The sequence below is a fragment of the Frankia sp. CcMO1 genome, assembly GCF_977945845.1.
This window is the reverse complement of the sequence record NZ_CDWTMG010000158.1, coordinates 1,075-11,713: the sequence shown is the minus strand read 5'-3', so window position 1 is coordinate 11,713 and position 10,639 is coordinate 1,075. Positions and strand designations below refer to the sequence as shown.

The following is a 10,639-nucleotide window of genomic DNA, read 5'->3' as shown; positions in this document are numbered from 1 at the left end:
TCAAGGGTTTCCTTTGTCTTTCTGATCTTGTTGAGGCGGATTACTCCGAGGGCGAGGTTCCGGAAGCTCGCGAGGGTGTGGTTGGTGTTTCCTGTGTAGGTGGGGTTGGCGTCCTCGTGCCAGGCCGTGTCGCGTGTGTAGTGGATTTCGTTTTCGACCGGGTTGATTTCTGGGGCGTAGGAGGGCAGCCAGGAGACGCTCAGCCAGTCCGCATGGCTGTCGATAATCTCGATCTTTCGGCCGGGTGCCTCCACGTATGGCCTGGATGGATGACAGCCCGGCGCGATCCAGCGCTGCGCTCAAGATCGGACGCGGATCTCCTGCGGCCGGTAGGCACGGACCTCCGCGTCTGATACGGAGTGTCACCGAGGCGGTCGCCGCGCCCACGGACAATCAGTTCGTTCGACTGTCTACGACGTCGTTGAGGGTGTCACGGACGACGGTGAGCAAGGCGACGAGCTGATCGTGTTGGGCGACGGTGAGCCGACTGATGGTGTGTTGCTCGAGCTCGTGCCACGCCGCGCGGGCGGCGGGGGCGAGGTCGCGACCGCGCGGAGCAAGACTGACGATCATAGTGCGCCTGTCGTCGGGTGAAGGGTCTCGGGTGACGAGGCCGGCGCGTTCCATGGCCTGGAGCGTCGCGGTGACCGTCGAGCGATCCCGGCCGAGGTAGTGCACCAGCTCGGTCTGGGGGACAGGTCCGCGCTCCTCGAGGTAGAGCAGCACGATCTCGTGGGGCGCGGTCACGCCGGCGCGTCGCAGCAGGTCCTCGCCCAGTCGGCCGTGGACCCGGAGTACCTGGAGGAACAGCGAGCCGAGCGGTGCGCCGTCAATGGTCGTGCCGACGTGCCTCCGCCTGAGTTCGCGGTTCCGCGCCGCCGCGTCCTGAGTGTGCGGCACCTCCGCCATGGCGTCAGCCTACCATCCTTTGTTGGCATGCCAGCAAACCTCCGCTAGATTGTTGGCATGCCAGCAATCAAGTCCGGCTCGCCGGAGGTGCCACCGCTGAATCGCGACCTTCTTCGGCTGGTGGCCGTGTTGCTGGTCGGCGCGGAAGCATCGCTGCTGGACACGACGATCGTCGCGATCGCCATCGAGGACCTCACACGTGCGTTCGACACGACGGTTGCGGTGGCGCAGTGGGCCACGAGCGGCTATCTGCTCGCGATGACATCGATGATCCCCTTGCTGGGCTGACTGGTCGATCGATGGGGTGGCAGACGTGTCTGGCTCGGCGCGATATGGGTGTTCCTGCTCGGTTCGGTGCTGTGCGCGCTGGCGTGGTCGATTGAGAGCCTGATCGTGTTCAGGGTGATCCAGGGCTTGGGTGGTGGTCTCGTCCTGCCGCTGGTGCAGGCGATCCTCGCGCGTGCGGCCGGACCAGGGCGAATCGGTCGTGTCATGGGACTGGTAGGCATCCCCGGCCAACTGACTCCGATTCTTGGGCCGATCCTGGGCGGCCTGATTCTAGGCATGGGTGGCTGGCGGTGGATTTTCCTCGTCAACGTGCCGATCTGCGTCGCGGCGCTGATCCTGGCCCATCGCCACCTCCGGGTGGCCGCGGACGACGGTCGCGCTCACCTGGACTGGGTCGGTGTTCTTCTGCTGACCCCCGCGACGGTGGCAATCCTTGCCGGGCTGTCGACGGTCTCCGGCGAGAGCGACGCGGCTGTTACGCCCGGCGTCCTGATCGCGGCGGGTTTGCTGCTGCTCAGCGGCTTCGTGCTCCATGCCCGCGGGCGCGGCCATCGGGCACTGATGGACATCGGCCTGCTGCGACGGAGGTCGTTCGCGGTCGCCACGACGGCGATGTTCCTGTTCGGGCTCTGCCTGTATGGGCCCATGCTGCTGCTGCCGTTGTTCTACCAGCGGGTCCACGGGTTCTCCGAGACCGAGGTCGGCCTCCTGCTGGCACCCCAGGGACTCGGCACGATGCTCGCACTCGCGGTCACCGGACGATGGGCGGACCGGACCGGCTCCAGGGGGATCACCGTACTCAGCACGCTCGTGACCTGCGCCGCTATCGCCCTGATCGCGTCGATGGGCTCACGCGCCGCCATCGCGGTACTGTCCATCGCGATCTTCCTTCTCGGTGCCGGGCTGGGCTCACTCGGCGTCGCCGTCGCGGCGGCGAGCTACCGTGACCTGGAACCCTCCGCAATCGCACGAGGAACCAGCCTGACCAACGTCGGGCAACGACTCGGCGCATCGTTCGGCACCGTCATTGTCGCGCTCATCCTCGACAGCCAGACCGCCGCGGCCGGGACGGAAGTCGACACCGCGTTCACCACCACGTTCTGGTGGACCCTCGGATTCGCCGCCGTGACGCTCGTCGCGGCCGCTCTCCTACCCGGCCGTCAGGTCAGGCACCCAGGCTCTGTAACAGACCCCAGGAGTGCGTCATGCGCGCCGTAATCGCCGACCGTCCAGGCGGCCCCGAAGTGCTGCGACCCATCGAGCTGCCCGACCCACGACCAGGCCCCGGGCACGTCCGGGTCGCGGTGGAATACGCCGCGATCACCTTCATCGACACCCAGCTGCGCGCTGGCACATCGCTCGGCCCGCGCGTCGCCTTTCCCGCCGTCCTCGGCAACGGAGTGGGAGGGACCATTGACGCCGTCGCCGAGGACGTCGACCCGGCCTGGCTCGGCGCACGGGTCGTCACCACCACCGGGGGCACCGGCGGATACGCCTCCGCCGCGCTGGCCCGAGCCGGCGACCTGCACCGCGTCCCCGCGTCGCTGACGTCCGCCGATGCCACCGCCGTGCTCGCCGACGGCCGCACCGCCGTCGGGCTGCACCGGGCCGCCCACCCCGGCACCGGCGAGGTCGTCGTGGTCACCGCGACCGCCGGCGGCGTCGGCGGCCTCCTCGTCCAGCTCGCCGTATCCAGCGGCGCGCGGGTCGTTGCCCTCGCCGGCAACGATACGAAGCTCGCCCACGCCCGCGCTCTCGGCGCCCACCAGATCCTGAACTACCGCGACGTCGCCTGGGAACGGAAACTCGGCGGGGTGGCGCCCGACGGTGTGGACGTGGTCTTCGACGGCATCGGCTCCACCATGACCGAGACGCTGTTCCCGCTCGTACGCCCGGGAGGCCGCTATCTGCCCCACGGCGCCGCCGACGGGCGCTGGGGCACGATCGACCAGGTCGACGCCGCGACACGACAGGTCACGATCGTGCCCCTCGGCGCGATCGGCGCGACCAGCGACGAGCTGTTCGCCCTCGTCGACGAGGCGCTTCGGCTCACCGTGATCGGGACCCTGCGACGTCAGGCCAACTCCGCGCTGCACCGCATCGTCATCACCCGGCTGCGCTGCGACCCCCGCACCCGTGCCTACCAGCAACGACGCCTCGCCGAAGGCAAAACTCCACGCGAGATCGTCCGCTGTCTCAATCGCTACATCGCCCGCGAGATCTACAACGCCATCCCGCGCACCAGCCCACCCGCTGCTGCGGCCACTTGACAACGCAGGGACGTCTGCGCCCTCCCGGCTCCATGAGGTGGCCGACGAGTGCCTCTGCGTCGGGCGGTTCCCAGCCAGGTCAACTCGTTCCCAAAGTCCTGGATGACCCCAAACCTGGCGATCATTATGGGGACGCGCGCCGAACCATCCTCAGCGGTGCCCTAGGCTGATGAGATCGGGGCTTGCTGGGTTGGCTAGAGGGGGTCGTATCCATGTCGCCAAGTGTCGGCGCAGGTCGTGCGCTGCATGGCTGCGCCGGTAGGCCATCCAGCCGGGTAGCGATGTCATGATGGCGCGCGGTATCGATCTCGATCTGTTGCTGCGGCTGCGGCTCGTGGTCGCGCGCTTCGGGGAGATGGACGGCGCGCGATGGTGGAACTCCAGAGGTCAGCTGGGCAAGCGGGGCGTGACGACGCTGCGGCGCGGGTTCCCTCGGACTCATCGGTTCGCACAGGCGCGTTCGGTGTTCACGCTGGCGGTGCACCGGTGCGATGAGATCTACAACCCGCCGGGCGGCGTCACCCTCTGGCGCCTTCCAGCGACGATCGAGGAGGAGTTCGACGCGCGATGGGAGCAGTGGCTCGACCACGCCGAGACCTGGTCCCCGTTCTTTGAACAGCTTGCGTCGCCCGGCGACAGAAGCCTGGCCGAGACCTTGGGTTCCCTGGGCCTGGTTGGTGCGAAGGACCTAGCGGCCACGGAGAAGCTGAGTCGTCCCGCGGAGGCCCGCGCGGTGAAGCTGCCAGCTACGTTCTCCGGCATTGACAACGACGTCCGACTGCTAGCGTTGGGCTTCGGGCATGGGGAGATCGGTAACTTGGTCGTCCCCTTCGCCTATGAACTGGCCACCACATGACGCTCCCGTCCCGGGCGCAGGTCGTCTCCTCGTTCACTGTCGTGAAGGGCGCGATGATCAATGAGACCTACGGTGTCTTTAAGGGCTGGGACTTCACCGTGTCGAAGCGGGAGAACCTCGACCGGCTGCGCAACCGGAACACGATCGGTGCCAGCAGTCTGACCTGGCTGCGCGACGTCGCCAAGGTGCTCAACCGGCGGTTCCAACCTGACGCCCAGGACAAGCCCCTGGTGATGTTAGCGCAGGCTGGTTGCCCGCTCGACGAGTGGAAGCCACTGCTGCTGTCGTGTTCATCCGCCGGACGGGTGCGCTGTTTCCTGCCTACCGGACCTTCTCGCTGCTGGAACAGCTCAAGGGCAGGCTGCATGTGCCGACGGTGCTGTTCTACCCAGGCCACCGGGAGGGGCCGGCGGGACTGCGCTTCATGGGCGAGCTCGACGCCGAGCACAACTACCGACCCAAGATCTTCTGAGATGGACTGCTCTCGATGACCACGCCCCAGACCATCAGAGGCCTCTTCGCCAGGGACATCGACCGGCGGATCGAGGAGGTCATCAAGGTCGACCAGGCCGCGGACGAGATCCTCCGCGAGGAGATCGACGAGTACGTCGTCACCGACGCGATCCGCCGCCACTACACCGATATCTTCGATGCGTACGAGCAGACGCCGAACAAGCCGCACGAGGGGATCGCGGTCTGGGTCTCCGGATTCTTCGGCTCCGGTAAGTCCAGCTTCGCGAAGATGCTCGGCCTGTCGATCGAGGATCGGAAGGTCGCTGGCGATCCTGCCGGCGAGCTGTTCGCGCGGAAGTTCGACAGTGACAACCGAATCCGCACGCTCCTGCGACTGATCAACGAACGGATCCCCACCCACGCGGTCATCTTCGATGTGTCCACGGACCGCGGTATCCGCAGCGGCAACCAGACTCTGACCGAGATCATGTACGGGCTCTTCCTGCAGAGCCTCGGCTACGCAAAGGACCTGGACCTTTCCGAGCTGGAGATCTCGCTCGAGGGCGAAGGCCGGCTCGACCGCTTCGACGAGACGTATCGCGAGATCTTTCGTGGCAAGGAGTGGAACAAGGAGAAGGGGAAGGTCGCCTTCGCCCTGAGCCAGGCGAGCAGGGTCATGCACGACCTGGAGCCCGAGACCTACCCCGAAGCGGACTCCTGGGTGCGTGCTGTGCGAGGCCGGACAGATGTCTCACCCCGCCGGCTCGCGGAGCGCGCGACCGAACTGATGAACCGGCGTAGGCCGGGACGCAGCCTGATGTTCGTCGTGGACGAGGTCGGCCAATTCGTCGCCCGCGACGTCCAGAAGATGTTGGACCTGCAGGCGATCGTGCAGAGCCTCGGGGTTCGCGGGCGTGGCCGCCACTGGCTGGTCATCACCTCGCAGGAGAAACTGACCGATCTGGTCAGCGGCCTGGACAGCAACCGGATCGAGCTGGCCCGCCTCATGGATCGCTTCCCACTGCAGGTGCACCTGGAGCCGTCCGACATCTCCGAGGTGACCAGCCGCCGGGTGCTCGCGAAGAACGCGACCGCCCAGGACAGCCTCGGCACGCTCTTCGACGAGCACCGGGGCCGCCTCGAATCGCTCACCCAGCTGCGCGCCGACATCACGTTGCCCGAGTTGACGCGGGACGCGTTCGTCAGCCTGTACCCGCTGCTGCCCTACCAGATCGACCTCATCATCCAGATCGTCTCCGGCCTGCGTACCCAGGGCGGGGCGAGCCGGCACGTCGGTGGCGCGAACCGGACCATCATCAAGCTCGCCCAGCAACTGTTGATCCACCCGGATGTCAGGCTGGCTGACAGGCCGGTAGGCGATCTGGTGCGCCTCGACCAGGTCTACGACCTGGTCGAGAACAACATCGGCTCGGAAATCAGGGCGAAGATCACCGCCATCGCCCACGAGTTGCGCCACCCCCAGGCGCAGGCCGTAGCCAAGATCATCTGCCTACTCCAATACGTGCGTACCGTTCACCGCACGCAGGAGAACATCGCCGCCGCGTTGCTGCCCGACGTCACGGCCGACTCTCCGCTCGCCTCGGTACGGGAGGCGCTCGTCGAGCTCGTCGAGACACACAAGGTCCGCCTCGGTGACGATGGTTACCGCATCCCGACGCCGGCAGAGGATGACTGGGAGCGGGTGCGCAACGGCATCAGTCCATCGCCAGCCGACACCCACCGCCTCTACGCCGATGTCCTGCGCGCCTTCTGGGAGCCGACGCCGACGTACCGCCTCCAGGATGCACGTGCTTTCAAGGCCGGCCTCGCCGTCTACGGCCGGGAGGTCCTAGACGGCAACTTGGTGTTCCACTTCCACCTAGCCCAGGAAGGCAGAGAGTTCGATGCGGAGGCGACCGAGCTACGGGCCCGCAGCCAGATAGAGAGACAGAAGGTCTTCTGGGTGGTCGCTCTCAGCGATGCCATCGACCGGGAAGCCGTTGAGCTCTTCCGCTCGCAGGAGATGCTCCGCGGCAAGGAACGCGAGGCGCGGGGTGAGGACACGGCAGCGTTGATGGCCGAGGAGCGGCAGCGTCAGCGACGCCACCAAGAGGAGCTGCGCCGCCGGTTGCGGACGGCCTGCCTCGCGGGGCCAGTCTACTTCCGCGGCAACGACCGGACTCCTGGCGACCGCGGCGATGTGCGCCGGGCAGCGGCGGAAATCCTTGAGAAGGCACTCCCCGACGTCTTCGAGCGGTTCAAGGACGCGCCGATCAAGGCCGCCGACGCACGCAAGGGCGTCGAGGCGCTCTTCACTGCGCACGATCTTCGCGGGCTGCCGGGGGTCTTCACCGCCCTCCGGCTGCTTCGCGACGAGCAGGGCAAACCGGTGTTCCAGGTTGACATGGACCCGTTGAAGACAGTCTTCGCCCAGATTGAGGCGCGGACCAGCTACGGGGAGGCCGCGACCGGGCGGTACCTGGCCGAGGAGTTCGCCAAGGAGCCGTTCGGCTGGGAGTTCGAGGTTGTCCGGCTACTCGTCCTGTCCCTGCTGCGAGCGGAGAAGATCGACGCGACGAGCCAGGGCAGGGTCATCGACTCCGCGGTCAGCATCGACGCCCGCGAGACGCTCGACAACAACAACCTCTTTCGTCAGGCGTCCTTCCGACCGCGCAAGGGAATTGATGAGGACGAGCTCGTCGATGCGGTGGGAAACTTCCAGGAGACCTTTGGTGAGGACATCACCGAGGTCAACGAGAGCCGGGTCGCCGAGCAACTGGGCGCCGCGGTCGGGAGGCACGATGATTCCGTCTCGGTAGCCCGCGACCTGCTGGTTCGCCACCAGCTGCCCGGCGAGACGATGCTCGAGGACGCGCTCGGACTGTTCAAAGCAATCATGAACGGCTCGACCGAGAACGCCATCACCACCTTCAACACCAGCTATCGCGCCATCAAGGAGGCAATAGTCCGCGCGGGCGAACTGCGCCAGGCCCTTACGGAGCCGCGGCTGGCCGACCTCGGGCGGGCCCGACGGGCCTTGGAGATCGCCTGGCCACTACTCAGGGACGAGGCCGGCGTTGATCCAGCACTGGAGTCGAGCGCTACCGAACTCGGCGACCTGTTCGCACGGGAGACCTTCTTCCGCGACCTGCCCGCAATTGCCCAGCACTCCCGCACGATCGAGCGTGAGTACGAGCGCCGCTTCGACGACGCACAGCAGGCGCGCGTCGACGCCTACGCGAAGGCGCTCGACCTGCTGACCGCGCAGCCGGGCTGGTTCGAGGTCGACGAAGACGTGCGGGCCGAGATCGCCGCACCGCTCATCGCCGGCGCGAAGCCGCTCCCGTCCGACGCGTCGATCTCTCTGCTCCGCTCGGAGCGGGACGCCTGCGAGACGCGGCTACAGACGGCGATCGAGCGACTGCAGCGGATCATCGAAGGCGACCGGCTAGCGGCCGTCCGTGTCGGGGCGTACTTCAGCGGTGGCATCGAGACCGAGGAGCAGCTCGATGCCGCTTTGTCGGGTCTTCGGGAGGAATGTGCTCGGCTGATCGGGGCCGGCAAGAAGGTCGTGGTCTCATGACCGGCCTGGTGAATCTTGAGGAGCTGGCCAGACGGGAGAACGAGCAGACCGAGTGGAAGGAAAACGTCGCCGACCCTGACAACGTGGTGGCCACCCTGTCCGCCTTCGCCAACGACCTGCAGAACCTCGGCGGCGGCTACGTCGTCTGCGGGGTGCGGGAAGAAAAGGACGAGCACGGCTTTCCGCGGCTGCGTCGGATCGGGCTGACAGCGAACAAATTCAAGGAGATCGAAGGCAGCGTTCTTGGCCTCTGCCGTACGAACGTCTCGCCGCCGATCACCCCCCTCGTAGAGGAGATCGAGACCGACGACCCACGCCTACGGATCCTGGTCTTCCTACAGCCGGCGACGGGCAGCGCGCACACCTTCCGCAAGCGCAACGACGGCGCGAAGCACTACGTCCGGGTGAGCCGGGAAACCCGTGAGGCCCGCAACGGGACACTCAAGGACCTTCTGGTCCGCAAAGGCGCTCTGGAGCCTTGGGACCGCCGGCCGTGCAACGGCGCGATCGAGACCGACCTCGACCTTCTCGCCCTGCGGGAGTTCCTGCAGCGGATGGGCCGATTCTCCGCCGAGCAGGGCGTAGCGCCCTATCTCTCCCCGGATTACCCCTTGAGCACGCTCGTCCCACCGCTGCTGGTGGCCGAGCCGCTGACCGGCGTCCTGCGGCCCCGGAACTTCGCCGTGCTGCTGTTCGGCCGCAATCCTCAGCGGTTCATCCCGGGTGCGGTTACGATGTTCTCGATCTATCCCGGGACTGACCGCTCCGACCGGCACGCGGAACGGCACGAACTGGATGGAAACCTGGTCGAGCAGGCGCTGAGGCTGACCGAATTGCTCGACGTTCAGTCGTACACCGCCTTTGACAAGACGGACCCGAAAGCGCCGAACACGATCAAGTACCCGCCGAGCGCGCTCTACGAGGCACTCGGGAACGCTCTGGCGCATCGGGACTACGAGCTGGTCGACCCGACCCGGCTGACGGTGTTCGTGGACCGGATCGAGGTCTCGTCTCCAGGCCCGCTGCCGACGGGCGTCGACCTTGAGGCACTGCGGGCGGGGAACGCCCCGCCAAAGTGGCGAAACCAGGCCCTCGCCTGGTTCTTCGCCCGCCTACAGCTCGCACAGGGCGAGGGGCAGGGGATCCCGACGATCCTGCGGGCGATGCGGGAGGAGGGCAACCCGCCGCCAGTCTTCGATGCCGATCAGATCCGGGTGGTCGTCACGCTGCCGGCCCACCCGCGGCACGCGATCCTGCGCGACCTGCGAGCCGCCGAGCAGGCGCTGGTCCTCGGCGACCTGGAACGGGCACGGTCGCAGGTCGAGGGCGTGCTGGACCGGGACCCGCTGAACTTCCGTGCCGTCCAGCTTTTCGCCGAGGTCCACCAGGCCAGGCGGGACCCAGCCGCCGTCGCCGTCTGGGCCAGCCCGCGCCTGGACGAACTCGACGGGCTGCCATCGCAGGTGCTGCTGGCCCTCGGCGAGGCCGTCGGGTCGGAGCAGGCCACCGACGAGAGTCGACGCATTGCGATCCACCTGCTTGACCGCGCCGCCACCGGCCGGCTGCAGGAAGACACGGTGCGACGGATCGTTCTGGCGCTGCGGCGGGCAGCCGAGGACGAACGGGCCTTCTCCCTTCTTGACGGGCAGCTGCTGGCCCGCCCGGAGTGGGCGAGCAATCCGCTCATGCTCCAGTTGCGTGGTGACACGCTCAGCGGAATGGCCCGGCGATGCCGTGAGATGGCCAGAAACCCGGAAGCTGCACCGACGACCCGGGCCCGGGCATGGCAGGAGTTCCACTCCTACCTCGACCGCGCGGAACATGACCTGCGCGCCGCGCTCGTTCTCAGCGTCGACGCGCGCCTGCGCGAGCAGCTCACGGCCAGCGTCGCCGTCGTGGACCGGCTACGCCGGGAGGAGCGACCGCCCGAGGGCACGGAGCCGGGCGCTACCAGTGGGGACAAGGGGTAGTCGAGGGTGGACAAGCAGACACGGGGCGCCATCGAATCGGCGACGTGCCGGGCGCGCCGGCTTCTGGAAGAGGACTTCGCCTTTCAGCTCGATGGCCAGTTCGACATCCGCCGCGACGCCGTGGCCGAGGCACCCGGCGCGCACCTGAACCCGCGGCAGGTCTTCCAGCGGGAGCGGATCATGGCGGCGCTGGGCCACAAGCAGGCGGCCGGCATGTCGGCCGCCGACGCGGTCACGGATTATGTCCGTGACGCCGCCTTCACCACCCTCAACCGGTTCGTCGCGCTCAAGATGCTGGAGCGACGCGGCC

9 protein-coding genes and 1 pseudogene are annotated in these 10,639 nt (G+C 67.4%); 8 read left to right on the top strand and 2 right to left on the bottom strand.

Going from position 1 to position 10,639, the window contains the following annotated elements; translation table 11 throughout:
* A pseudogene (locus tag AC08OU_RS17175) lies at positions 1-254 on the bottom strand (hypothetical protein); the annotation flags it as partial.
* 139 nt (positions 255-393) lie between these two features.
* A complete protein-coding gene (locus AC08OU_RS17170; protein WP_476602084.1) occupies positions 394-909 on the bottom strand; it encodes a MarR family winged helix-turn-helix transcriptional regulator in 516 nt (171 codons plus the stop codon).
* 57 nt (positions 910-966) lie between these two features.
* On the opposite strand from AC08OU_RS17170, the gene AC08OU_RS17165 reads away from it, so the two are divergent.
* The 8 genes from AC08OU_RS17165 to AC08OU_RS17130 form a co-directional block, all read left to right on the top strand.
* Entirely contained in the window at positions 967-1,197 is a 231-nt protein-coding gene (locus AC08OU_RS17165; RefSeq protein WP_476605317.1) for a hypothetical protein, read from the top strand.
* Entirely contained in the window at positions 1,198-2,415 is a 1,218-nt protein-coding gene (locus tag AC08OU_RS17160; protein WP_476602088.1) for a DHA2 family efflux MFS transporter permease subunit, read from the top strand.
* Entirely contained in the window at positions 2,403-3,467 is a 1,065-nt protein-coding gene (locus AC08OU_RS17155; RefSeq protein WP_476602086.1) for a zinc-binding dehydrogenase, read from the top strand. The genes AC08OU_RS17160 and AC08OU_RS17155 overlap by 13 nt, the downstream gene beginning before the upstream one ends.
* 289 nt (positions 3,468-3,756) lie before the next feature.
* Entirely contained in the window at positions 3,757-4,323 is a 567-nt protein-coding gene (locus AC08OU_RS17150; protein WP_476605316.1) for a BrxE family protein, read from the top strand.
* A gap of 265 nt (positions 4,324-4,588) precedes the next feature.
* A complete protein-coding gene (locus AC08OU_RS17145; RefSeq protein WP_476605315.1) occupies positions 4,589-4,795 on the top strand; it encodes a BREX protein BrxB domain-containing protein in 207 nt (68 codons plus the stop codon).
* A 15-nt stretch (positions 4,796-4,810) separates the two neighbouring features.
* Positions 4,811-8,359, top strand: coding sequence for a BREX system P-loop protein BrxC (gene brxC / locus AC08OU_RS17140; protein ID WP_476601920.1), 3,549 nt, complete (start codon positions 4,811-4,813; stop codon positions 8,357-8,359).
* A complete protein-coding gene (locus AC08OU_RS17135; RefSeq protein ID WP_476601921.1) occupies positions 8,356-10,329 on the top strand; it encodes an ATP-binding protein in 1,974 nt (657 codons plus the stop codon). The genes brxC and AC08OU_RS17135 overlap by 4 nt, the downstream gene beginning before the upstream one ends.
* A 6-nt stretch (positions 10,330-10,335) precedes the next feature.
* On the top strand, positions 10,336-10,639 hold a 304-nt coding region (locus tag AC08OU_RS17130), incomplete at its 3' end, for a hypothetical protein (RefSeq protein WP_476605314.1).

Bases quoted from the DNA above. Each gene is read 5' to 3' on its own strand.
- AC08OU_RS17170 (WP_476602084.1), bottom strand. From the start codon at position 909: ATGGCGGAGGTGCCGCACACTCAGGACGCGGCGGCGCGGAACCGCGAA.
- AC08OU_RS17165 (WP_476605317.1), top strand. From the start codon at position 967: ATGCCAGCAATCAAGTCCGGCTCGCCGGAGGTGCCACCGCTGAATCGC.
- AC08OU_RS17155 (WP_476602086.1), top strand. From the start codon at position 2,403: ATGCGCGCCGTAATCGCCGACCGTCCAGGCGGCCCCGAAGTGCTGCGA.
- AC08OU_RS17150 (WP_476605316.1), top strand. From the start codon at position 3,757: ATGGCGCGCGGTATCGATCTCGATCTGTTGCTGCGGCTGCGGCTCGTG.
- brxC (WP_476601920.1), top strand. From the start codon at position 4,811: ATGACCACGCCCCAGACCATCAGAGGCCTCTTCGCCAGGGACATCGAC.
- AC08OU_RS17135 (WP_476601921.1), top strand. From the start codon at position 8,356: ATGACCGGCCTGGTGAATCTTGAGGAGCTGGCCAGACGGGAGAACGAG.